At 43.6% G+C, this 26,303-nt stretch carries 18 protein-coding genes; 8 read left to right on the top strand and 10 right to left on the bottom strand.

Translation table 11 applies throughout. The features are described from left to right. Positions 1-63: 63 nt before the first annotated feature. Positions 64-654, bottom strand: a complete 591-nt coding sequence (locus tag BGP15_RS25590; protein ID WP_286771084.1) for a Crp/Fnr family transcriptional regulator — start codon at positions 652-654, stop codon at positions 64-66. A gap of 296 nt (positions 655-950) precedes the next feature. Here BGP15_RS25590 and BGP15_RS25585 point away from each other — a divergent pair, with 296 nt between their 5' ends. Beyond that, positions 951-1,817 (top strand): AraC family transcriptional regulator, encoded by an 867-nt coding sequence (locus BGP15_RS25585; protein ID WP_286771083.1) that lies wholly within the window; start codon positions 951-953, stop codon positions 1,815-1,817. An 8-nt stretch (positions 1,818-1,825) separates the two neighbouring features. Here the strand turns inward: BGP15_RS25585 and BGP15_RS25580 are convergent, their stop codons facing one another. Both BGP15_RS25580 and BGP15_RS25575 read right to left on the bottom strand, forming a co-directional pair. Continuing rightward, a complete protein-coding gene (locus BGP15_RS25580; RefSeq protein ID WP_286771082.1) occupies positions 1,826-2,008 on the bottom strand; it encodes a hypothetical protein in 183 nt (60 codons plus the stop codon). Positions 2,009-2,336: 328 nt separating this feature from the next. Then, complete coding sequence (locus BGP15_RS25575; protein ID WP_286771081.1) at positions 2,337-2,978, bottom strand: alpha/beta hydrolase family protein; 642 nt, start codon at positions 2,976-2,978, stop codon at positions 2,337-2,339. Positions 2,979-3,103: 125 nt separating this feature from the next. Here BGP15_RS25575 and BGP15_RS25570 point away from each other — a divergent pair, with 125 nt between their 5' ends. Continuing rightward, positions 3,104-3,454 carry a lipocalin-like domain-containing protein gene (locus BGP15_RS25570; protein ID WP_286771080.1) on the top strand — a complete coding sequence of 117 codons (351 nt, stop codon included), beginning with the start codon at positions 3,104-3,106 and terminating at the stop codon, positions 3,452-3,454. A 186-nt stretch (positions 3,455-3,640) separates the two neighbouring features. On the opposite strand, the gene BGP15_RS25565 is transcribed toward BGP15_RS25570, so the two are convergent. Further along, on the bottom strand, positions 3,641-5,890 hold the full coding sequence (locus BGP15_RS25565; protein WP_286771079.1) for an alpha-L-fucosidase: 2,250 nt from the start codon (positions 5,888-5,890) through the stop codon (positions 3,641-3,643). Positions 5,891-6,349: 459 nt separating this feature from the next. Between BGP15_RS25565 and BGP15_RS25560 the strand changes: the two genes are divergently transcribed. Beyond that, positions 6,350-7,345, top strand: coding sequence for a metallophosphoesterase family protein (locus BGP15_RS25560; RefSeq protein ID WP_286771078.1), 996 nt, complete (start codon positions 6,350-6,352; stop codon positions 7,343-7,345). Positions 7,346-7,363: 18 nt separating this feature from the next. Here the strand turns inward: BGP15_RS25560 and BGP15_RS25555 are convergent, their stop codons facing one another. The 6 genes from BGP15_RS25555 to BGP15_RS25530 form a co-directional block, all read right to left on the bottom strand. After that, entirely contained in the window at positions 7,364-7,492 is a 129-nt protein-coding gene (locus BGP15_RS25555; protein WP_286771077.1) for a hypothetical protein, read from the bottom strand. 138 nt (positions 7,493-7,630) lie between these two features. After that, the gene (locus BGP15_RS25550) at positions 7,631-9,445 is read right to left on the bottom strand and encodes a RagB/SusD family nutrient uptake outer membrane protein (RefSeq protein ID WP_286771076.1); all 1,815 of its coding nucleotides are present in this window, start codon (positions 9,443-9,445) and stop codon (positions 7,631-7,633) included. Positions 9,446-9,459: 14 nt separating this feature from the next. Continuing rightward, on the bottom strand, positions 9,460-12,822 hold the full coding sequence (locus BGP15_RS25545; RefSeq protein WP_286771075.1) for a SusC/RagA family TonB-linked outer membrane protein: 3,363 nt from the start codon (positions 12,820-12,822) through the stop codon (positions 9,460-9,462). 251 nt (positions 12,823-13,073) lie between these two features. After that, positions 13,074-14,174 carry a FecR family protein gene (locus BGP15_RS25540; protein ID WP_286771074.1) on the bottom strand — a complete coding sequence of 367 codons (1,101 nt, stop codon included), beginning with the start codon at positions 14,172-14,174 and terminating at the stop codon, positions 13,074-13,076. A gap of 51 nt (positions 14,175-14,225) precedes the next feature. Continuing rightward, positions 14,226-14,771: an RNA polymerase sigma factor gene (locus BGP15_RS25535; protein ID WP_286771073.1), complete on the bottom strand. Its 546-nt coding sequence runs from the start codon at positions 14,769-14,771 to the stop codon at positions 14,226-14,228. A 201-nt stretch (positions 14,772-14,972) separates the two neighbouring features. Continuing rightward, positions 14,973-16,454 (bottom strand): TlpA family protein disulfide reductase, encoded by a 1,482-nt coding sequence (locus BGP15_RS25530; RefSeq protein WP_286771072.1) that lies wholly within the window; start codon positions 16,452-16,454, stop codon positions 14,973-14,975. A gap of 483 nt (positions 16,455-16,937) precedes the next feature. On the opposite strand from BGP15_RS25530, the gene BGP15_RS25525 reads away from it, so the two are divergent. From BGP15_RS25525 to tamL, 5 genes are all read left to right on the top strand, one after another. Then, complete coding sequence (locus tag BGP15_RS25525) at positions 16,938-17,228, top strand: hypothetical protein (protein WP_286771071.1); 291 nt, start codon at positions 16,938-16,940, stop codon at positions 17,226-17,228. Positions 17,229-17,272: 44 nt separating this feature from the next. Further along, on the top strand, positions 17,273-18,001 hold the full coding sequence (locus tag BGP15_RS25520; protein WP_286771070.1) for a PRC-barrel domain-containing protein: 729 nt from the start codon (positions 17,273-17,275) through the stop codon (positions 17,999-18,001). 302 nt (positions 18,002-18,303) lie between these two features. Beyond that, on the top strand, positions 18,304-18,462 hold the full coding sequence (locus BGP15_RS25515; protein ID WP_156167705.1) for a hypothetical protein: 159 nt from the start codon (positions 18,304-18,306) through the stop codon (positions 18,460-18,462). A 94-nt stretch (positions 18,463-18,556) separates the two neighbouring features. Then, positions 18,557-23,965: a translocation/assembly module TamB domain-containing protein gene (locus BGP15_RS25510; RefSeq protein ID WP_286771069.1), complete on the top strand. Its 5,409-nt coding sequence runs from the start codon at positions 18,557-18,559 to the stop codon at positions 23,963-23,965. Then, a complete protein-coding gene (tamL, locus tag BGP15_RS25505) occupies positions 23,931-26,261 on the top strand; it encodes a translocation and assembly module lipoprotein TamL (protein WP_286771068.1) in 2,331 nt (776 codons plus the stop codon). Before BGP15_RS25510 ends, tamL begins: the two co-directional genes overlap by 35 nt. The last annotated feature ends 42 nt before the right edge of the window (positions 26,262-26,303 follow it).

Here is a 26,303-nt window from a genome sequence, read left to right as displayed (position 1 = left end):
GCTCTTTTTAGATGCCCTATTAACCTGTTAGCAAAATTGCTGGGCTTTTTTCGGCGTCGGGCGTTACACTTTCGCCCTTATACGGCTCAATGTGGATCGGGTTATTCCCAGGTAAGAGGCGACGATGCCCAATGGTGTGCGTTTTAAAATTTCAGGATAACGTTCAACAAGATTTCTATACCGGTCCACCGCAGGCAACATCCGTAGCTCATTGGCTTTCTCTTCACTTTTGATATAATAACGTTCGGTCAATACCCTACCGATAAAATTAAATTCAGGAAATTGATGATATAATTCATTCAGTTTCTCGTAGCTCAGGACCAATAAGCTACAAGGCTCCAGTGTTTCGATGGCTTCGAAGCTCGGTTTTTGACTAAAAAAACTATAGACGGCAATCGCGAGCTCTCCTTCATACAGTAGCCAAGAGCTGATCTTATTACCGGCGGGATCAATATAATAAGAATGTACACCGCCCTGCAGGATAAAATAGATCTGCTTTTGCACCTGTCCGATATCAATCAGGCGAACCCCGGCTTTCACATCGATCACATAGCTATGCGTTTCGATCAGCTGTTTTAAATCGTCCGACAGCGGATGAATGCTTTCAAACAGCTTTACAATAAGATCTGTGGCCGATTGGCTATATTTTTGCATACAATGAATTTATCACAATAATGGCGCGCCAACAATAAATTATCCTAAATATACACGATAAGCATGCTATATTTTTTGCTTTTTGGCAAAAAATATGGGCAACGGGTTGCTAAACTTTGATTAAATATAGTTTGATTGCCGTCCGACGAACAGGAAAAAAGTAATATTTTACATGATTTTAAGCGTTTAATACATGCCTTTTAACCGTTAAAAACCGTTTTTTGAGTGATCACTTTCAATCGATTATGAAGATTGGTGTACGTTCCAATTTATTTCATTAAAAATGTTAAGAATCTATGCGGCCAATTTACGCGAAAGCACGTTCAAATTCGGGAAACAGGATTTTTGAAATCCGACATGAAAATTGCCCTAAACTTGTTTCCGAGTATCATTTTCATCGTGAATGCCAGCTTACATACATCATGAAGGGTAAAGGCCAACGCTGCATTGGCGATCAGCTGGAAGACTTTGAAAGCGATGAGCTGACTTTTATTGGTCCCGGTTTGCCGCACGTCTGGTACAACTCGCTTTCAGAAGCCGACCAGGAGCATAACATACAATTCATCACCTTATATTTCGATCCGGAAGCTCTGCTGTCTTTTTGCTCCTTATTATTTGAAACAAGCCAGCTAAAAGATTTTCTTGAGCGATCGCGACAGGGAATGCTGTTTTATGGAGAAACAAAAAATAAACTCAAAAAAATACTGTACAAGATGCTCGCTGTGCCTGAAATACAAAAAACAGCCTATCTCTTCGAGTCTTTAGGGATTCTGTTGCATACTCAGGAATACAGTAAGCTATCCAATAAGCCCTATATTGATGGCCTGGCGGGTAAGGATGGAGAAATTATCTTCAGTATTTACACGTATGTTTTTGAAAATTTCAGTGATAACATTTCCCTGGACAAGGCAGCCAAATTGGCCAACTTGACCAAGCCGTCTTTTTGTCGTTTTTTTAAAGCGCGTACACGGAAAACATTTTCAAAATTCGTCAATGAAGTCCGGATCAATGAAGCCTGCAGGCTTTTGGTTCAGGAAGAAAACCCAATAACCGATATCGCTTACGCCTGTGGTTTCAACTCTTTGCCCAACTTCAACAAGTTCTTTAAAGCTATTAAAGGAATTACACCTTCTGATTATAAGAGTAAGATAAACTCCGGATAAGCCATTTATTAGTTCTCAGGTTTCCAAGGTGCAGTAGGTGTTTTAGCCAGTTCACGCATCCAATTATTAAAGTCTGCATCCGAGGGGATGTCAAATTTCTTACGCAATCTATTTTTTCGTACCTGTACGGCCCGGATGGTGACGTAGGTATATTCCGCAATGTTTTTAGTTGAGAAATTGAGAAAGGCCATGGCACAAAATTCCAGTTCCGTACTCCTAAGATTGGGATCCTGTGTGTTCAGTGCCTGTATAAACTATGGGCAAAGCTCGGTAATAAGTTAGTTTATAATTCAGCATCGGCAAACGACGGCACCATGGATTCGCTTCGGTTTACAGCGCTATTATTAACCCAAATTATTACAGATTGAATGGAGAAACTAAAACTTGAAAATCAATTATTAAAACTATTTTACCCCATTTAAGACTCAGTTATCCAATAAAATACGAAATCAAAAAGCCACATCAACAGGATATTGATGTGGCTTTTTGATTAGCTAAAGACAGCGGCAACTCTCGTCCCTATTTGCTATTTGCTCTCAGTATAAAATCTATAATCGGGCTAGGGTCTACCAGACAATGCGGATGATGTCCGACCTCGGGTTTATGGATGATTTCGATATGACCACCTGCGCGACGAATCTCCTCCGCAAATGGCATGGTGTTTTCGGCGATAGGCACGACATCGTCCTTATCGCCGACAACATGGAGCAATGGTATTTTGAAACCGGCAATGACTTTTGCTTTATCAATAGGTGCCTCCGTAAATGCCCAAGCCTCCGTTTCGGTCAATCCGTAGTCTTTCTTAAAAGTCTCCCAATCCGGTTTGCTTCCTTTTCCAGTTGTTTTGCCACCGGGCCAACTTTTAAAATCCAGCACGGGAGCATCGGCATAGATGGCATTTACCCGATCTGGATAACGCAGGCACCAGTTGTAGATATAAACACCGCCCCTGCTCATTCCCTCCATAGCCGATTTCTTATTGAGTCCACCATCCTGTAACTTTCGGTAAAACCCATCCCAGATTTTTAGCGCTTCCTCATTGCCAAAAAGTTCGGCGACATCACAATATACCACATGGTAACCGTGCTCAAGTAGACCAATATCCACCTGCGGTTCATGTCCCCAAAAGCGGGCGCGCCATACAGGACCTTTGCTGTTCAAAAATCTGTGGAAATTTATGAACATCGATTTATCCCATATTTAATTTTAATGAGACAAATGTCGCTCTGAAATGCGCCAATATTTACTACATTTAAGGTATACTTTACACCGCAATCAAACACAACATGAAAACACTCGTAACACTTATTTTGGTCCTTTGTTCCTTTGCAGGATATAGCCAGACCGCCAAAGAACTTATTGGCAAATGGAAATTGGTCAAACAGACAAACGTCGATGGCGTTGTGTCTACACCGAAGGACACTTATCAGGTGTTTATGGAGGACGGAAAATTTCAGGGTATCCACAATGGTGATTCCCGTAATGGAAAATGGAAACTTTCCGAAGACAATAAAACACTTACCGTTAAAATAAGCATCATCTCCATCAAATTTAAGGTAGAATCGTTTGACGAGAAGAAACGTGTCATCAGCAGCGACAAAACTGGTACCCTTGAATATGAAAAAGTGCAGGAATAACAGCTTAAAATAATTCTTATCGGGAGCAATGCATTGAAAAGCCCGGCATGGATTTCCATGACCGGGCTTTTGTCTGTTTTATCCTGAGCCATCATCCATTCAGCTCCAGCGGTATAGGTATGATGGCTATTTTTTTGTACCCTAAATCAGAGCATCACCCTAGTTCCAAGGCAATTGATTCGAAAATTATGGTGTAAAAAAATCAAGCTCTGCTATGGCCAGTGATTGCGACTTCCCGGCAATGACTGTCGATTCCACCTTGACAAAACGTGCATTTTTTACATTTTTTAAGCGGTAGGTACGCGTGGAGGGATCATTGATTAAATTGCCAAATTCAAAGCTATCAGCATCTTCCCAATGCGTACCATCCAGACTTACAGAAAGCTTACCTGATTGCATCATGCCTTCCGCATTTTTACGCTGTGGGGTGTAGCTGAATGCAGCGATTGAATACGCCGTCCCCAGATCGATGACCAGCTCCTGCACTGGGCCAGTGGCTTTCGATTGCCAGTATGAATCAGCCCGCTCGTCAAAGGCTTCACGCCCATTTTTTCCATCGAGATTGCTGCTTGCAGCAACCAGATTCCAGCCTTGTTTAGGAATTCCCATTTCTTTCTGTGCTATGGCTCCTTTTGCGCCATCCTTGTCCATTGCGAGCGCTTTAATGAGTTTACCTTTACTTTCAAATGCACCGCTGTATTTCTGAGACGCAGCGGAAGGCATTGTACCATCTTCGGTGTAATAGATCTCAAAAGCGTTATTGAGATTTTTGAGAATATCCTCATGATGCGGTTTCCAGCCAAATTCGCTTTTTGCGGGATAAATGCTGACTTTACCCGCTGTATCCCGGGCGATATCCAATTGCGGCGGTCGTGTTGGTACATAGTAGGCACCGAGACTAGCCAGCACCGGTGTTGCCCGACTTGCCAATACGCGTAATCGAATGCGGTCTGTTTCTTGTGCCGGGAAGCGCAAAATGCGTTTGTACCCCACATTGGTCGCTGTTGCAACCTGATGCCATTTTCCGTCTTTCCAGATGTCAAGCGCATGCTGTTCAATACGTTCACCGCTGCTGTGCACTGCCTCCTGAATCACCAAGCGGTTCAATTTAACTGGATGTGGCAAAGAAACGATCAGCTCACCTGTCTCACCAGGAAACACTTTGGTCGTTTTATCATTATTGTCCAACAAAGATTTGTCCAGATTACTTCCGGTGAGCAGATTGTTTTTATAGCCCAATGTAATCCGTTCGCCTACAGCGTGTAGCACGTTTACATCTTCATCAGAGAAACGCCCCTCTCGATTGGGGGGAATATTTAAAAGGAATGTGGAATTACCGCCAACTGAACGTTCGTAAATATCGAATACATCGTCTGCCGATCGCACTTTTTGATACACATCATCGCGGTAAAACCAGCCCTCCCGTATCGATGTATTGGTTTCGGCCTGCTGGTAATGGAGAAATTTTGCGCTATATAACTTTTCCCTACTGCCCAGATCCTCATCCGTTAGATCACGAAAACCTTCCATCTGAAAAGGATCTGCATCAAATGGGATCACATTCCACTCGGTACTACGTGTATTACCAGACTCATTGCCACACCAGCGAATGTCCTCCTTACCAAATACGACCGCTTTCGGCGCCAAATTGGAAATTAAATCCCGCCAGGCCGCATAGTTATATTTCTGCCCACCTTTTGTTTTTGGATGCGCACCATCAAACCACACCTCATGGATCGGGCCATATTCAGTCAGTAACTCAAAAAGCTGATTCAGAAAATAGGCATTATAATCGTCTACTTTATAGCGGAAAGTACGCTTATCTTTAAAGGGCGTTCCCGACGCCTTTTCCGGTATTGTACGATCGGTATAAGCACTTTGATTCCCATAGAGTCCTTTCTCATTTTCAATCTGATAAAGATCTGCCGGAGAAAGATAAACCCCCAATTTGAGTCCATATTTTTTGCAAGATTGCGAAAGATCTCTTAAAATATCGCCCTGTCCCTGCTGAAATCCCGTCGACATAATACCATGTTTTGTGTAGCGACTTTGCCAAAGGACGAAGCCATCGTGATGTTTGGCCGTAAAGATCACCTTTTTCATCCCGGCAGCTTTCATCGCAGCGCACCACTGGTCGGTATCGAGATTCTTGAGATCAAATATTTTTGGATCTTCTGTTCCACTACCCCATTCCATTTTGGTAAACGTATTGGGACCGAAGTGTATAAATGCGATGAATTCATCCTTTAAGGCCTCATACTGCTTGTCAGCCGGTATAATATGGACTGCCTTGGCAATAATGTCTTTCTTACTATCGTGTGCGTCAATAGCGTAGGTATTCTTAAACACCAGTGCATCGGATTTCATTTGTTTCTGCGCATAGATGGGCGTAAAAAAACTACTCACACATAACGCAAACATCAATTTCCTTTTCATAATTCGTTATTTATTCAAAAAAATTTCCCTAAAAACCGGGCAATACCCTCCCGTAAACAATCTATCAAATAGCCTAATTTCGCGAAAAAGTGCCGCGTGTTTAATTTAAATAAACTTTTGTTTACATACATACAAATTGGTACAAAAATATAAGATCCTAAAAAATTAAAAAAGAAGATTATCGACCAATCATTGTACATTATCGACACCATCATTAATGGATCACAAGTTCCAGTGGTTCCTCCAAATCCCTTATCATTCTACTCTATTTCATCATTGGCGCTTCATGTTGAAATATAGTAAAAATAAACTTTGTTTAGTATTACAAAACTTATGTATATTTATAAAAATGAAAAACGTCATCTTTATCTGTCCATTTATTTCTTTAAAATTTATCACCTGGCTTATAGCAATACTTGACAGAGCGGAACAGTTATTTTTTAGCTTAATTATATAACCATGATAAATCGAAAAAAATTTCTAGAAATAAGCACCATGGGAATAACCGGTCTTTTCGTCAGTCCATCTTTGGCCGCCTCAAAACAAACAGATTCAGAAAAATTTGAAATCAAACAGCAACCAATAAAATTTGGTATTATCACAGATCTTCACTACGATCTGATGCATGACAGCGACAGACGCGCACAGCTCTTTATCGATGCAATGAATAAGGAGCAGCCAGACTTTATTATTTCTTTGGGAGATTTTTGTATGCCCAAACCAAGCAACAAAAATCTCATCGAAATTTGGAAGAAATTTAATGGGAAAAAACATTATCTACTGGGCAATCACGATACCGATGGCGGATTTACGAAAGAACAAGCTTTAGCCTTTTGGGGTGCCGAAAAGCCTTATTATTCTTTTGATGATCAAGGTTTTCATTTTGTCATACTTGACGGAAACGAAAAAGACCCGCAAAAGAAGTTATCCGGTTATCCCCGTACCATCGGAAAAGAGCAACTTAAATGGCTCAAAGAAGATCTTATCAACACAAAATTACGCACCATTATTTTTTGCCACCAAGGTCTTGAAAATACCATCAACGGCTTGGACAATGGCATGGAAGTACGTTATTTATTTGAACAGATCAACAAAGAAGCTGGATACAATAAAGTAATCCTTGTACTTACAGGACATCACCACCTCAACTATCACAATCAGATTAATGACATTCATTATGTTCAGATAAACAGTGCTTCCTATTATTGGGCGGGTGAAGATTTCGAAAGTAAAGCATTTGGCGAAGAATTTTACAAAAAACACTGCATTCTAAAACGGACACTCGTTTATAAAGATCCAATTTGGGCTATGGTATCGCTAGATAAAAAACATATCAAGATTGAAGGGACCGAAACAGTAATGGCCGGCATTTCACTTGAGCAATCGGGAATTAATGTCTATAAAGATGTATATCCAATCTCATCCAAAATTGATTCAAGGAAGTTAACTTATTAAACCGGAAGGACCCTCTAACTAACCGAGATCATCCATTCCCTTTTCATGAACATCCATCTTTTTGTTCGCATTGCCGTTCAAAAGGACATGGACCTGATATTGTGCATACAGCGCATTACTGCATACAGTTAAGACCGGAAGGATCATTTTCTATAGCGATTGTCTCATGTCCGTATATGATCTGTTCAAAATTGATCAACTATAAATAAGGAAAGATAGGATGCGTTCCAATCCATTGGAAGATCCTATCTTTGCCTCAGTTTTCTTAAAAAATAATACGTTAAACTACCAGAAGTTTGTCTGCACCAATTTGCTACCATCCAGCACCATTTGGCTATTGGCCACCGGATAATAGTAATATTTCGGTTTTTCAAACGTCTTTTTCTTATCCCGTGCTACCGTGAACATAATATGGCCGCTGTTGCCATTTTCAAGATAAATAGAGGTATTATTCCCATTGGCATCCTTCAAATAATAGAGGGAAATATTCTTCTTCTCTTCCTCTGTCAGATCTTTGATGGGCCCAGTATCTTTTGCAGATTCAAGTATCGCAATATCCACTTTACCGTCACCGGTAACATCCATAGCGCCCAATCCTTTTACGTACATTCCTTGTTGCTGATCAGCCAATCGTTCGCCCACTTCCCAACGAAATACATCTCTGTAGCGCTGGCCCTCACAAGCCAATTCGACACGTCTTTCTCTACGGATTTCCAGGATAAGTCCGACGTTGCCACCTTTTACATTTGCATAGTACGCTTGCAATACCGGATCCACATTGGCATTTGCTTCTCCAAGCTGCATTGCCGGCATACCCACACGGGCCCGCAAGAGGTTGATTGATCTGTCAAGATCAGCCTGACTTGTGAGTGTTCCCAGCTCGGCTTTGGCTTCGGCAAAGATCAATAGGACTTCGGCGTACCGGAATACAAAAGCATCTGTATAAGCGGCTTCCCAGCTAATCATATCCGCTATTTCGGGATAAAACTTGATCTGATTGTAACCACCCAAGGTTGGTTTAAGGCGCTGCGGCGTTGACGCATTGACAGCCTGAAAACCAGGTTTCATAAAGGTCTGTTCCATACGTGGATCGCGGTTCACAAAAACCTGATCAATATTCTTTGTTTTATAATCGGCCTGTTGTGTAAAACGCTTTCCATCTTTCATCAGATAACTTTCCATAAGCGTTTGGCTCAATGCCCATTCGTAATCCAATACGGTATGTGCATTACGTCTTCTTCCTAGATCCTTATCATAATCGATAAATAGGATAGTTTCAGGGTTAGCTTGCAGGTTGAGGCTGATAAATAGATCCCGATAGGCGCGGTTGACACCGCCGGCATTGCTGATCGAAAATTTGGATGATTTCATAATCTCTTCCGCTGCGGAAACAGCCCGCTGAAGAAAGGTATTGGCCGATCCACTCAGATTCAAATAGCTGTGATATTTGCGAAATGTACCTTCCTGTAAGGCGAACTGCGCCAATTGCGCCAAAGCACCCCACTTTGTGACCGTCGACTTATGACCGTCGGGTTTGATATTGGCAGCTGCAAATTCGAGATCCGCCATAATAGAATCCACCACAAGTGTTCGGCTGTCCTGCTTTTTGTTCAAAAGGTCAAGATCGGAGGTTCCCATCGTCTTTCCATACCAGGGCACATCGCTATACTGATTGACCTTATCGATATAGAAGCGTGCACGAAAGAACCTTGCAATACCAACATAATGGTTAACATCGGTAGCACTGGCTCCCTTTACACGACCGGCATTTTCAAGAAAAAAATTGATATTTCGTAAGGCAGACCAGCTCCATACCGCTGCATTCTGAGGTGTCACCCCGCCACGCATGATCTCATCAATGGTGCTACCGGAATTATGATGTGCCAGGTTATCTGTTCCAAGATCCGCTATCGGTGAACTCAAACTTCCATAAAAGCCATCCGAATATGTTTTTAGGTCGTTTACATTACTAAAAAACACCTCCGGTGTAACCGATGTAGTGGGATACCGATCCATGAAGTCATCGTTACAGCTCGTGATGAGGAACAAAGCCCCCAGCAGTGCTCCGATCTTGATTAGTTGTCTTTTTATATTTTGCATGATAGTAGTCAATTTTAGAAATTAAAGTTTAAGCCAAACGAGTAGGTCCTTTGGAAAGGATAAGCCGTACGGTCGCCAACAATTTCAGGATCGAGATAATCCATTAGTTTCGTAAACTCAAGGAGGTTTTCACCACTGACAAATAGACGTAATCGATCAATCCCCCATTTATCTGTGATCAGCTTAGGAAGTGTATAACCTAAGGTTACGTTTTTAACCCTTAAATAACCTGCGTTCTGCAAATATTTGGTTTGTGGGGCAGCAAGTTCTATACCGCTCTGCTCGGCCACATAGGATTTTGGTCTTGGCAGGTATGCATTTGGATTTTCCGGTGTCCAATGGTCCAGATTAAACTTGGTCAAACTCGCCCAAGGCTGCGCATAGATTCCCCAGAAGTAATGGTCACCACCGGGAGGATAATAATTCCGTTTTCCAACCCCCTGTAAGAAGACACGCAGGTCAATTCCATTCCAGCTTGAATTTAAGTCTATCCCGTAGCTGTAACGCTGTCTCGAATTACCGATGATCTTATAATCGCCGTGATTGTCTAAGGTCCAGTCCCCGCGGTTTATTTTACCATCGCCGTTTATATCTGCAAACTTGAGATCACCCGGTTCCAATCCCCGTGTACCAGGATAAGAAGTGACATCATTTTGATTGGCATGTGCCTTGATCTCTTCTTGCGACTGGAAGAATCCCAATGTAGTCAATCCCCACATTTGACCTAATTCCTGACCGACGTAATAATCGTTCAAGTTATTCTTCGGATTGCTGTATTTTGTTATATAGGCTCTACTATCGGCTAGATTGACTCTTGCGGAGAATGAAAATGGTTTGCTGGCCACCATAAATTCTTTATTATAGCCGAGTGTCAGCTCCCATCCATTCGTTTTAAGGTTGGCAGCATTTTCTAGTGGCACCCCAGTTCCAAGTACAATCGGCAAAGTACGGCCAGCGGTTAGCATATCTTTTGTATCGCGACGATAGATATCAAAAGAGCCAAAAAACTGATTCTTAAACAAGCCGATGTCCACCCCAAAATTGGACTGCGTAATGGTTTCCCAAGTTAGGGTCGACGACACTAAACCCGGACTGCCCACAATTGGCACGATCTTACCATCCAATATGGCACCGCTACCTTTGGACATATTGGCAATGTAAGGGTAATAGTTGTCCCTGAGATCCTGGTTTGCCAAAGAGCCGTACGATCCCCTTAGTTTAAAATTGGATACGGTTCCCTTAATCGGCTGAAAGAAATTTTCTTGCGAAACTACCCATGCAGCGGACACCGAGGGGTTGAATGCGAATCGATCTTTTTTAGGAAATCTTGAAGAACCATCGTAGCGTAAATTAGACTCGAGGATATACTTGTCTTTGTAGGTATAGTTCAATCTGGCAAAAGCCCCGCGTACTGACCAAGCATAATCTGATGCACCAACAGAAGGAGTTTGACCGGTCGCAAGTCCGATCGTCGGCAGCGAATTGGAAATCAGCTGATCCCGGGATGCCGAAAATGACTCATAAATCCGTTCCTCCTGATTGAAACCTAGCATCACTGAAAAATAGTGGTCTTGGAGTGTGCGTTGGTATTGCGAGTAAATGTTATAAACATTGTAACGCGTTTCAGAGCTTCCATTGGACGCATAACTGTTAAAGTTTTGCTTATTCATTACATTAGGCCCCGTACTGTAAGCCAGCGGCAACTGAAAGAAATGCGATTTTCCTGAAATCCGTCTAAAGGTTGCGTCCCCATTTAAGGTCCACACGTTTTTAATAAAGTCAATTTTTGCACCAAAGCTGGACTGAAAATCATTATTGCGGCTTATACTACGGCCCCCTTCGGCAACAGCGCCGATCATGTTTACACCAGCTTCGGTATAGGTACCATCCGGATTGTAAACGGTAATTAAGGAAGGCTGGCGATTGACATTATGCCAATACAGGTAGCCCTGGTCAATGGCCGAAGGCTGATCATATTTGTCGTTTGTGAAAGTAGTATTATTGGACAAGGTAAACCAATCCGTAATTTTATAATCGCCTTTTGCCCTGAAATTATAACGATCATACGTATCTGGGCTGATGCGCAGCATACCATTTTGCCTATAATATTCACCCGAAAGGTAAAAAGAAGAACGTTCATTCTTTTGTGCGATACTGATATTGTTGGTATATGAAGGCTGGATGTCTTTATACACTTCCTTAAACCAATCGGTAGATCCCAAATAGATATATGCATTTGGATTCTGCGGATCCACAATCACACGTGGTAGAGATGGATTTTCGCTTAGCTGTTTTCCATATTCGAGCATTTTCTCATCGTAAAGATTGTACCAGGGCGCAGACATAATATTTCTGTATTTCATGACCTGATAAGGATCGTCCTCTATTTCCACAGTACGTGTAATCGCCTTGGCACCAAAAATTGAGTTGGCCGTCACCTTAATATCTTTCGTTGTACCCGATTTGGTCGTGACCAATACTACACCAAAAGCCGCGCGGCTACCATAGATTGCTGCCGATGCAGCATCTTTCAGCACCGTTACACTGGCAATATCCATCGGGTTCATACGGTTGAGTTCATCGTTCGTCGCTGGCACACCATCAATCACAATCAGTGGTCCGCCACCCGAAAGCGATGTATAGCCACGCACATTGATGCCTGGCGAGCTGTTGGCTCGTCCCGAGGTCGGTGTAATGTTTAGGTTGGCCATCGCACCCTGAAGAGCGGTTCCCACATTTGTAATGGGTCTGCTTTCCAGAAACTTTTCGCCGATCTGATCCACGGCTCCCGAAAGATTGATCTTTTTCTGCGTACCGTAGCCGACCACAATAACCTCGTCGAGGTGAGATTCGGCGGTTTCCATCAATACGTCGACGTTCTTCTTATCGGTAGCATTCACTTCGGCATCCTTAAAGCCCATAAAGCGAAATAAAAGAATAGCCTTCTCCGGAACCCGTATGCTGTAACGGCCGTCCTTATCAGTCCGTGACGATAATCCGGGTACCCCCAATACAGTAACGTTTACGCCAGCCATTGGTCCGGAAGCATCCCTAACAACACCTGAAATCTCACGATCCGTCTGCTTTTTTTCTTTGATGACAATGGTACTACCCATAATATCAAAGATCAGATTACGTCCGCGCAGGGTTTTTGCCAAAGCAGCCCTCACATCAGATCCCGCAACGGAAATATCCACGCGCGAAGCATTTTCAAACAGTCGTTCGTCGTAAAAAAGACGCAGCCTAGTCTGCGTGGAGATCTCTTTCAGAACAGCTTCAATTGTAGCATTTTTCAAGGATAGATTTACTTCTTGCGCATATCCTGATGCTCTAGCACCAATCGTAAATGCCAGCAGCAGTACACAAATCAACTTCATAGTCAATATGACTTTAATGCTTAGGGTATAAGAATGACTTCTCCGGTCCCCCCATGCTATTAATGGAGAAAAAAATTTCATAACTTTGAATTGTTAAGGGTTTAATAATCTATAGAATTCGTACTTCAATAAATTTGGCTCTTTACAACAGGGGATGCGTCAACATCCCCTTTTTTATTGTATTGGACCATTTGGTTAATTCGTCTGGTTATATCATATGTTATAAATTTTAATTGTAAAAACTACATGTATTAACGAATGGATATGTGACGTCCGTCGATCTCAAACTTTCGATTTGTCGTGTAGGACAGAATTTTCAACACTTCTGAAAGCCTGGATTCCCGACTGAGTGTCCCACGGAAGCGATAGCTTGGCGTAATCTCTTCTGCATTCACAAAATCAACATTATACCAGCGGGAAATCTGACTGACAATCTCTTCGAAGCTACTGCCATCCAGCAGAAATTCACCTCGCTGCCAAGCGGTATTCTTTTGGATATCGGCAGGTTGCACACGTATTTTGTCGGCGCTGACGATCGCTTCATTGCCCGGAGTAAGATAAGCTTCATGCCCTTGGCTCATAATTTTGACTTTACCTTCCACCAACGACGTATTGATTTCTTTCTGGTAGGCATTTACGTTAAAACTGGTACCGAGCACTTCGATGACGGAATTTTCGACTTCAATGCGAAACGGTTTGCTGGCATCTTTAGCAACCTGAAAAAAGGCTTCACCGACCAATTTTACCTTTCGCTCATTGCCGGCAAATTGATCGGGGTATTCCAATTTGGAAGCCGCATTTAACCAGACCGTTGTTCCGTCGCTCAGTACAATACTATAGGTACCCGCTGCGGGTACTTCCAAGGTAAGATTTCCTTTAAATTCTGCCGCCGTACTATTATCGAGCTTATTTTCCTTTCTCAAAAGCTGGGTCGCTCCAGTTTCATTGGAAAGCTTGGCAAAACGCTCTCCCGGGAGAATATCATTTTTAAACATGCCCGAGGTATCCGCAGTGATAGCTGCGAGTTGGGGTAGCGTGCTTGCCGGTTTTTGTTTCAGCAGTATTACTGTTGTTGTTAATGCAAAGAGAATTGACGCCGCAATGGCTATCCGTTTCCAGGTATATAGCTTCCTAGCAGGTTCTATCGTATTTATTTCACCTTCAAATTTGTGCAGCAATGCCTTTTTGGAACGTCCCAATACAGCCTCTTTTTCTTCCATTGGCAGTATCGGTTCGTTATCAAATGAAAAGAACCAGTCGGTCACAAGCCGTTCTTCATCCGGATTGCACTCGCCCTTGAGATATTTCTTTAGCAGTTTTTGAGCCTGCTCCCTTTGATTATCTTCTGTCATATATTAATATAACCTTGGATAACCTGTAGAGGTACCGAAAAAAATTGATTTTTATTTTGCCTTAAGTTTCAAACGACTCAAAGCCAAGGAGATATTATTCTTTACCGTTTGCTCGGATATGGATAATCGAAAGGCAATTTCTTTGATACTAAGTCCTTCAACACGACTGAGGTTAAATGCAGACTGCATCGTTGTAGGCATTTTGGCTATTTCATTGTCGAACAAAAATGTCAGTTCTTTCACCATCAATTTCTCATCACTGTAACTTGTACCAACAGGTTCGTTTTCTAAAGGGAATATTAAGCGCTCGAAATGCGTGATACGCTTTTGGTCGCGTGTCATCCAGTCAATTACTTCATATTTGGCAGCTTTAAAGAGATAAGGATAGATCGAATCCACAACTTCAATTTTATCTCGTCGATTCCAAAAAGAAGCATACACATCCTGAAGGATATCTTCGGCATCCGTAATAGAACCCGTACGTTTTAAAATAAAGCTGAGTAAAGTATGAGCATAGCGATCAAACAACACCGAAAAAGCCTGTGTATTGCTTTCTTTCATAAGATCAAACAGTTCCTTATCAGACAGCTCTTTCATGACGCATGTATTATATTTACGCTATATGGGGTTTCTAGAAGATTTATACAAAGGTATAATTGTGATGTTAATATAACATTAAATTGAACATCGTGCAATATCTAGCGCAATTTTGACACATACGCGCTGCAATTGATGCGAGCAATCGTATCATGTGTAACAAACATTTGGGTAGCCTTAAATACAAAAATTGCGTCTTCCTTAGTTATTCAGGGCCTTTTCTATCCAGGATTTGGCGACCACAGCCTGATTCTCCGGAGCTGTGGCACGGTCGGATAAGTGACCTGTTTTATCGAAAACGAGGTAACTGGGGATAGCGTTATTAAACTGTTTGATGATTGTTGCAAATTGTTTTTTATAGAGGTAATAATGATCGCCTTTGAGAAGATCTGTAAATTCCTGAAATTTTTTGCGATCGGAGCTTTCATCCGTCACATATACAAATACGACATCATCCCGATTGCTATACTGATTCTTGACCTTTTCCATTTCTGAAAAAGATGCGATGCAGGGGCCACACCAAGTTGCCCAAAGATCGATCACAACTACTTTTCCCCGATAGGGCTTGATCAGTTCTTCAAGGACATCTTCCTTATCGGTGGCAAAAGGAAACATAACGACCTTTGCCGTGGACCTTTGTTTTCGGAGTGCATTTTGCTCATCCTGATAAAGAAGGTATTCGACCAGATCTTTTATGGTAAAACTATGTGTAATGTCGTACTTATTTTGCACGCTTAATTGATAGCCCTTATTCATTTTTTGGACAAAAGCATTGGCTGTGGCCATCTCATAAAACAGCTTTCCATCCTGTTTAAATATGGGGCCCAGGCGCTGTTGCAGCTGCTCTCTGAAAGCCATGGGGCCAACCTCGGTAATATCCGGAAGATGCAACAGAGAATCCTGCAGGATGGCCGCCTGAATGGCAGCATAAGCAGCAGAAAATAGACTCAGGGTATCCTGATATCTAGGGCTAGGGATTTCCTTGTAATACGAAATATCCCGCTTTGGCACCAATGGAAACTGCGTAGAATCCAATCCTGCCTTTTTGTTGTGCTCGTAAATATCCGCATAATTTAAAAGAAAACTTGGTATCCGAAAACCTTCGACAATTTTGGTATAGTATTCCCTCAGAAATCCTGAAGTTGAGTCTGGAATCAGCTTTTTAGTCATTTCTTCTACCTTACCCAACTGATATATTATAAAATCATTTGCCGATTTAAAGGGTATTTTTTCATTTTTTTTATCCGCAGGATAGCTAAACAGCCCCATCAGCAATTTTTCCTGCTTCGCCGAATTGTCGAAAACCTGCTTAAATGGTCCCTGATAATGCAAGCTGCTGTTTCCGTCATTCGACATCGCAACAGTTAATGTGCCCACTTGCTTTGGTACAAGCAAAAAAGCGAGGTATTGGCCATTTAGCCTTAAATAAACCGACGAAGGGCCAAAGGAATAGGCCGATGCCATCCATGTAGAATCATTTACTTGTGTAAATGGCAGTGGCTTATCCTGCTGGAAAGGATTACTCATAAAAGGAATGCTCAAGTCAAGTTCTTTTACATTCGTATTACCTTTTAGCTTAATAACCAAAGATACAAAGCCGCTTGATAGCGATTGTCCTTGTGCAAAAGTATAACTCAGCAATACAATGCACAGTACGATGACAAGATTAATTTTTTTGAGCATAAATCAGTATTTATAACGTACATTAGGTTATTTATCTTTAAAAATAAATAATTTTTATAAATTATCAAATAGGATTATTTTATACGGGGATATTCAGTCGACGGAAATCAGTGACCGTTGGAGGACCTAAAACCATCAGCTGATCGGAAATTTAAGCGAGACAGCTCTTGGATGATTAGACTATAGCGACAACAGAAAAAGGCTAGGTCAACCACGAACCTAGCCTTTACAAAAAACAATCCTTTAACCTCTGTTTATTTAACTAATTAATACATTTCCGACCAAAGAACAATGTCAGCGGAAAATCGTTTGAATTATTTTTCTTTTTTGATATAGTGCGACCAAAAGCTGCGAAAGGAGTCCGGCCATCCACCGCCCATTCATCCCGCATGAACGCTGCTCCTCTTGCTTCTTAGGCTCTACCGAAGCTCTCGTCGTGGCCATGGCCGTTTCCGCCCCTCACTATTCCATTGCACTGTTTGTATGCGATCCCCGAAAAAAGAACAACGAGAGCCACTGCGAGAAAAACGTCCGAAAAAAAATTTTTCAAACGAAGCCATTCAGGGGTTGTTCTTTTTGAAAAAAGAATTTATGGCACATTTAGAAGTAAAACCTAGGAACGGAGCGCCCAAGTGGCTGTGGATCCTGCTTTCATTGATTGCATTGGGATTGGTACTGTATTTTGTGAACCGCTACAACAGCGACGACAGACTACCTGAATCTACGCCCGACACAAGCATCAACAACACAGCGCCGCAACGGGATACCCTTTAAATCACTGTCACACATATGAATTGATAACCAAAAAAATTAAAGACATGGCATTAGAAGAAAACAACTATAATCATTTGATTGAACTCGGTGGAAGCGATTATGAAATTGTCGACGGCGAACCAGATATCCGAGGCTGGAAAGTGAAAAATGAGGCCGGTCAACTGATCGGCAAGGTTGATGATCTGCTCTTTGATCCTGAAAGTCAACAGGTCCGTTATCTGATTGTGGATCTCAATGATGCCGAATTTGTAATAGAAGACGAGAAGAAAGTATTGGTACCGATAGGCCTTGCGTCGCTTTACGACGGCACAAAGATTCAGGCGAGCAATGATGAAGCTTATCCGACTCCGTCAGTCGAACCCATCAATCATAGTGTGATCTTTACCGTGGATGAAATTCCAACAGAAGAGCCCGCTACAGATTATCTGTATAATCCTGCCGATGATGGCGAAGTGGTGGTCATCTCGATTAGCGAAGATCAGGCCATCCGACTGCCGGCTTATCAACCCGATCAGGTCGATCCGGAAACGGAATTAAGCGTCCGGCATGTGTTTGAAGGTACCGGCGATGTGGGCTTTATCGTGAGCGCCAACAACTACGATCCTACCGAATTTTACAAGCATTATCACTTTAGTGAAGATACATTCTACAGCCGGGGACAACAGACCGAAACTCTTCCTTCGGATCAAACGCAGCGTACACGAAGAGTAGCCGCGCGCTATGACCAAAACATGGGGCATGAACCCGGCACAATCGACAACAACGAACTGTAGACAACAGTCCTATAGACAAGAATATCGAAGATAACAATCATGCCTCATGAAGCAATCAGGCTTAGCTATTCAAGCTAAGCCTGATTATTGTCCGAAAAATGGCAAATTTCTTTCCGCAAACAGCAACCAGTAATCGACATGTATCTTTCCTGAACGTATTTGGTAAAGTATCGTGTTAGAAATACCCCTTTAGCCTGTATTTTATAACCAATAGTACCACATAAACTACCTAAATTCGCTTGCCTGCGCCTAAAACTGCATTAAAATTGCATGTTCTTCCATGACATCAATATAAATCGGTTATGAAAACAAGCTATAAAATCGTCATTGAAAAGAATAGACAGACCATCCGGAAGTATTATGAAAAATATAGCTGGTATAAGCTAGACCGCGAAGAGCTGACACAGGAACTGCTTATCCGGGGTGGCTTTCTCGCCATTCTGACCTGGCTGCTGTGGTAAGCTAATCCCATTCGAGCAGGGATTTTACTGCATATTATCCAAACTATTTGCTGTCGGGTGTTGTCCTCAATGGAAACTTAAATCGAAAAACACCTTGAACAGATTTACACGAATTGCTTTAAAAACAATACTGTGGATTATTGGCGGCATCATTGCGCTTTTTATGCTGATCCTTTTTCTATTGCGCCTGCCAAGTATACAGAATTATATCGCCGGAAAAGTAACGCACTATGTAGAAGGCAAGATCGGCACGCCCGTTAGCATTGGCTACATCAATATTGATTTCCCAAAAAAATTGGTCCTCGAAAACATCTACCTCGAAGACCAAAGTAAGGATACCCTGGTTGCGGGAAAAAGCATTGCCGTCGATATCAATATGCTCAAGCTATTGAAAAATACGGTAGAGATCCAAAGTCTGGAAGCCCATGGAATTACCGCCAAAATACGACGCACCCTTCCCGACAGCGCGTTCAACTTTGATTATATCATTAAGGCCTTTGCTTCTGAAAAAGAAAGTGAACCTACTGCCGACACAACTTCTGCCCTGCTGTTTAACCTCGATAAAATACAGTTTGAAAAAATACATGTGGTTTATGCCGATGCTGTTATCGGTACCAGTGCCGACGTCTATCTTGGTCGTTTAAATACGAACATAAAGAAATTTGACCTGACCAAAAACATGGCCTTTGAGCTACCTAAAATCAATATCGACGGACTAAATGCCACGGTCAAGCAGTGGAAGCCCGCCGTAGAAGGCGCAGGCCCATCGGTAGAAGATTTTGGTATCACTGATAAAACGGCACAGAAGACTTCGCTCCTTCCTGACGTAGTTATACAGGTGGCCGACCTCAATAATATTTTGGTCCGCTATGAGGACCAGTCCAGTGCACTGAAGTCGCAATTTGTTCTAAAAAAATTCCATGCCGATATCAATAAGATCGATCTGAACAAACAGGTTGTCGATATCCAAAAGCTCGATCTCGATGGCTCAGACAATAACGTCCTGCTGGGAAAAATTCAACAGGTTGCGGCCAATGTGACAAAAATCAACGCAACGACAGCGAACACAGCAGCAGTGGATGCGGCAACAACCAACGCAAAAAACAAGGAAGCAAAAACTGAGAAATCAAACACCCAGGGAGAAAAGAATGACACTGCAAAAACAGATACCAGTTCGGCCACAAAAATGAATTGGGTCGTCTCAGCCAAAGACATCATCATCAACAATACCAGTATCCGTTTTAAAGACGACAATCAGCCGCGCATCAAAGGCTTCGATTATTTTAATATCCACATGCCCGGTCTTAAAACCAGGTTAACCGATCTGTACTACAGCGCCGACTCCATGAGCGGATCCTTGAAAGAACTCGTGGCAGCCGACCACTCCGGCTTTGTCATCAAGCAATTAAAGGCCGATTTTAAGTATACCAATACCGGTGCCGAAATCAAAAATCTCTATGCGGAAACACCACGCACGCTGATTCGCGATTACGTTAAGCTAAGTTATCCTTCCCTGGATATCATCGCTAAAAGACCAGAACTGATCAGCGTCAATGCCAACATCACAAAAAGCCATATCGATATGCGCGATATCCGATTTCTAGCGCCCTTTCTGGACACCATGCAGGTGATGAAGCCCCTGCTCGACAAGAAATTTTATATCGACACCCGCGTGGCCGGCCGTGTCGATGATCTGCATATTCCGAATATCGATTTCAGGACACTTTCCAATACCCGATTGATTGCCAGCCTGCATCTGAAAGGACTACCCGATATGAATAAATTGTCGGTAGACCTCAACCTGAAAAAACTGACGACCGGCCGTTCGGATATCGAAAAACTGGTTTCCAAGTCGATGCTGCCCCAGGGCATCGAGCTACCCAATACCATCGGTCTGAGCGGAACTTTTAAAGGTGGAATGACTGCTTTCAAGACCAACCTCGCATTGGTGACCGAAAAAGGCACTGCCAAAGTCGATGGAACGGTCCAAATGACCAAGCGCGATACCCTATACGATGCGGCAGTCAACGTTCGTGACCTCAATATCGGTCAAATCATGAAAATGGACAGTACCCTGGGCATCCTTTCTTTCGAAGGAAAAATCAAAGGCAAGGGTACCGATCCTAAAAAACTGATGGCCAATTTTGACGGTAAAGTGAATCGACTGGATGCGATGGGCTACCGCTACCATGATATCGACATGGATATAACGGCCGATAAAGGTGCGATGAAAGCATCCATTCTGAGCCCCGATCCGAATATCAAACTTAAGCTGAATGCCAGCGCCAATATGAAATCCACTTATCCCAAGGTAGCATTCGAACTGCTGGTCGATAGCATCAACCTGCAAAAGTTACACCTGATGCAGGATGCGCTCAGCTACCGGGGTAAACTGAGCGGTAACTTCAGCACAGCAGATCCGAACTTTTTGAATGGTGAAGCGCATATTACTAATTCGTTGATCCAATATAACTCCGATCGTTACGCACTGGATACTGTCTCACTCTTGGCCAAGGCCGATACAAGCCGCAATCAGCTGGTGCTGCGTTCTGATTTTCTGAATGCCCACCTGGTCGGCAAATACAAAATTCTGGAGCTGCAAAGTGCCGTCCAAGATTTGCTTCAAGTTTATTACAAACCCGAAAAGCCGGTCAAGATTCCGGCCTACTCACCTCAGATCATCGAATTTTCGGCACAGCTGACCCGCAATAGACTGATTCAGGATTTTCTGCCACAGCTGACAGAAATGAAAGCCATTACCCTGGATGGTCTCTTCAATAGTACCTCCAAAAATCTCTCGGCCAAACTGGATGCTCCACGCATTGTGTATGCGGGTACAGCGATTGACAATGTGACCCTGGATATCAACAGTCTGGATAGTGCGCTCTATTATTCGGCCTTAATCAACAAAGTTAAAATGAACAACATTGAGCTGACCAATACGGTTTTCAGTGGTAAGGTTGCTCAGAACATCGTCAACATGGGGCTTTGGATCAAGGATAAACAGGACAAAGAACAATACCACCTGGGCGCCAACATGGAGGCCAAAAATGGCCTATTTGAATTCAGCCTCCTACAGGACGGCCTCATGCTCAACTACGATAAGTGGGAGGTAGCGTCCAACAACCGCTTAAAATTTGGCAGCTCAGGACTGCTGGCCAACAATTTTGTCCTGAGCAACAAGGGACAGGAACTGCGCATTGCGTCACAGGACAGCATCCTGAACTCACCAATTGATGTGGCGTTTAAAAATTTCCGCATCGAGACCCTGAGCAAGATGGTCATGAGTGACAGCCTGGATGTCGGCGGCGGCATCAACGGACAAACCACGCTCTCCCGCTTGGAAAGCAGTCCTGTTTTTGTTGCCGATCTTGTCGTCGACAAGTTTTACTTCGGAAAAGATACCGTGGGCAATGTCAATATCAAAGTCAATAATGAACGCGAAAACACCTACAATGCCAACGTAAGCATTACCGAAAACGGAAATAACCTCGTCCTGAGCGGTGATTTTATCAATCCTCCGCAAGGCGATGCAACACTAGACTTTACACTCGATATTGCACCACTGACGATGAAGACCGTACAGGCCTTCAGCATGGGCAACCTCAAAGACGCGAAGGGCAACCTCGAAGGTCAGCTAAAAATAAAGGGATCTCCCTCGAAACCACAGATCAGGGGCGACCTCAATTTCAGGGAAGCCGAATTTAATGTAGCCATGCTCAATGCCCTGTTCAAAGCAAAAGACGAACAGATCCGTTTTGACCAAAATGGTATTTCGTTTCCCAAATTTGAACTCGAAGACAGCAAAGGCAATTTTGCCCAGGTCAGCGGTTCTATCAAGACACAGACCTACACCGCCTTTGATTTTGACCTCGATATTGCGATGGACAATTTTGAAGTGCTCAATTCCACACAGGCCGATAACGACTTATTTTATGGAAAAATGTTTCTGGGTACCGATCTGCATGTAGGCGGTAATCTGGACAAGCCTGTTGTGGACGGTACCATCAAAGTACTCGACAGTACCGATTTTACAATGGTAATGCCCAACAATGATCCCGGTATGGCCGATCGGAAAGGTGTGGTCGAATTTGTGGACAAACGTGATACGGCCACCGCAAATGCCCTTGCCCGATTAGATTCCATGACCGTCACCAAACTGACGGGCATAGATGTCGACCTGAACCTGCAGACCGATAAGGATGCCAAGTTTAAGATTCTGCTTGATGCAGGCTCGCAGGATGCCCTAAACATTCAGGGCGAGGCCGAATTAAATGCCGGCGTAGATGCCAGCGGTAAAATAACCATGTCGGGCACTTTTACCGTGGAGCGGGGAAGTTATTCCTTCAGTTTTGGACCCGTCAGCAGAGACTTCAAATTTCAGAAAGGAAGTACAATTACCTGGAATGGCGATCCATTGGACGCGCAGTTAAATATTACGGCAGTATATACCTTAAAAGCCCCTACGCTAGAACTGGTAGCGCCACAGCTTGGAACACAGAACGCTAACCTATATAAGCAAAAGATACCTTTTGACGTGTTGCTGAAAATTTCAGACCAACTGTTTCAGCCACAGCTCAATTTTGATATCGACCTGAATGCCAACAATGCCATCGTATCGCAGGATGTGATCAGTAAGGTAGATAATGCCCTGACGACCTTACGCGATAATCCTTCCGACCTCAATAAACAGGTCTTTTCACTGATTGTGCTGGGGCGCTTTATGTCGGCCAATCCATTTGAAAGCCTTTCCGGTGGCGGTGGTACAGAAGCCCTGGTACGCAATAGTGTCAGTTCGTTTTTGAGTTCGCAGCTCAACCGCCTGGCCTCCGATTTAATTACGGGCGTTGAACTTGATTTCAACCTGACCTCAGCAGACGATTACAGCACCGGAACTGCCCAGACGCGTACCGACCTGAACATTGGGGTGTCCAAAATGCTGCTCAACGACCGACTGAAAGTCAATATTGGATCTAACTTTGAAGTAGAGGGAAATACACGTCCTGGTGAGGCGGCCAACAATATCGCCGGTGATATACAGCTGGATTATCAGCTTTCCCAAGATGGGCGCTACTTTGCGCGATTCTACCGCAAAAACCAATATCAGGTCACTTTGCAGGGGCAGTTTGTTGAAACGGGTATCGGTTTCATCATTACTATGGATTACAACCGATTTAAGGAGATCTTTATGCGCTCCAAAAAACTCAAGGAATATTACAATACAGGCAGCAAGAAGTTTAGGAAACGTTTTGATGTCGATCGTATGGAGCAGGATTCGGCTTATCGGGACAGCGTACGCACCGTCATCCGCGACAGCCTGATGCTCCATAGTCCCGAATACCGCAAACGCATGGAAGAACAGGAGCAAGAACAGCAGCGCCGCCAGCAAGTGGACAGCACAGCAAACAGTGCAGGGAAAAAGAGTACGCCGAAGCAGTTAGACACGATCAAAACCACAGCAATTAAAAATGAAGACGAGGAAAGGGCTTACCATGCAAATTAAACTACAGGGGCTGATTGGCCTATTTATAATAAGCGGCATCATTGCGGCCTGTTCGTCGACCAAAAACCTGCCCGAAGGCGAGAGCCTGTATGTGAAGGGGAATGTGAACATCGCATCCGATACCATTTCAAAGAAAAACAAAGAGAAGCTGGCGGCCTACCTGGCCGAATCGCTGCGGCCCAAACCCAATAAGCGGGTGCTGGGCATGCCCTACAAGCTATATTTTAACAATATGGCGGGCGATACCGCCAACAGCAACTTTATAAAACGTTTCCTCAAAAAAATTGGCGAGGAACCTGTACTACTGAGCGATGTAAACCGGGAGTACAATGAAAATCTGCTGCGCAACCGACTGGAGAATATCGGATTTTTCAATGCCGAAGTAACCTCCGATACCACCGTTGAAAATAAAAAAGCAACGGTAGACTATACGGCCAAGCCCAATCTGATCTACCGCATTAAATCGGTCACCTTTGATGTGGACAGCACGACCCAACTTGGCCGCGATATTCAGGGGACTTCCGGTGAGAGCTTGCTACGGCCAAACAACAACTACAGCTTGGATGTGGTACTCAACGAACGGGACCGAATAGACAATGTCCTTAAAAATAAGGGCTATTATTATTTTAGCCCAGACTATATCCTGGTGCAGGTCGATAGCACCATCGGCAACCATAAAGTCAATCTGTATGTCACAGTAAAAAAAGAAGCACCTGAGCAGGCCCGGGTACCGTCCAAAATCAACAAGATTTATATCTTCCCCAACTATACGGAGACCGGGGCAGGCTACCAGCGGTCGGCCCGGAATGCCGAGCCCTTTGATAGCAGTTATTATTTTATCGACCCAAAACACAGCTTTCGCAAACCTGTTATTGCCAATCACATCTTTTTCAAGCAGGGCGACCTCTACAACCGCGATGCCCACAACCGGACCATCAGCCATTTGGTGAACCTGAACAGCTGGAAATTCGTCAAAAATAACTTTGTGGACAGCAAGGAAGTGCCCAACGCACTGGATGTGTACTATTATCTTACGCCCCTGCCCAAGAAATCCATTCGTGTAGAGCTGCTGGGTAAGATGGCTTCCGTCTACAACGGTACGGAAGTGAATGTTAACTGGACCTTACGGAATGCTTTTAAAGGAGCCGAAAAGCTCAATATCAACGTTTTTGGCGGCTACGAACTGCAGACGGGTGGCAATGCCGACCTCAACTCCAGCTATTTCCGGTATGGTACTGAGGCCACCTTAACCTTTCCGAGGATATTGACGCCATTTGGTACCATCAATCCTTCGCGCCAATTTATTCCGAACACCTATATCAAGGCACGCTATGAATTTTTAAACCGGCGAAAAGCCTATACCCTCAATTCCATGGCGCTGAGCTATGGTTATACCTGGCAAGAGAACGAAGAGAAACAGCATGATCTGGCGTTGATGGAAATTACCTATGTACAGCCAAGAGGCATTTCGGAAAGCTACAAAATGCAGATGGATACCATTCCGGCGCTGCGGCATGTAATCGATCCCCAATTCACGATTGGGCCAAATTATAATTTCACCTTTCAGAATACCATGAAAAAGCACCTACAGAATACCTTTTATTTTAAGGGCAATCTGGACCTGTCGGGCAATATTCTGGGACTGATCAAAGGTGCAGATTTTAACAAGGGGAAAACGTTTAAACTCTTTGACGCCTACTTCTCGCAGTATATCAAAGCCAGTGTTGACGGCAGGCATTATTTCAAGCTCAGCGAAAATTCACAACTTGCTTCCCGGGTGAGCATCGGGATGAGCTACTCGTATGGCAATTCGCGTTCGCTCCCCTACCTGAAGCAATATTATGTGGGTGGACCGAACAGCATCCGTGCCTTTGGCGCACGTGCGATCGGACCAGGTACGGTGGCACCCGAGCGCCTCGGAAATGGACTTTTTTATGCCGATCAGACGGGCGACATCAAGCTGGAGCTGAATACCGAGTACCGAGCCAAAATAGCTGGTCCTGTTCATTGGGCTGCCTTTATTGATGCCGGAAATGTGTGGCTGCAACGTGAGGATGAGGATAAGCCCGGGGGCAAATTCAGCAAGGATTTCCTCAAGGAGCTTGCCGTGGGCGGTGGCCTGGGGCTACGCTTTGACTTTACCTTTCTGATCCTGCGTACCGACTTTTCCATCCCGTTCCGCATTCCTTATTTACCGGAAGGCGAGCGCTGGGTACTGAAAGATATCGACTTTGGAAGTTCAAGATGGCGGAAAGACAATCTGATGTTTAATCTCGCGATCGGTTATCCATTTTAGCCGATTTGAGCAAAATGCATGATACAATTAAACAGCTATTTC

Source organism: Sphingobacterium sp. 40-24, from assembly GCF_001899705.1.
GTDB lineage: Bacteria > Bacteroidota > Bacteroidia > Sphingobacteriales > Sphingobacteriaceae > Sphingobacterium > Sphingobacterium multivorum.
This window is presented reverse-complemented; position numbering and strand designations above follow the sequence as displayed.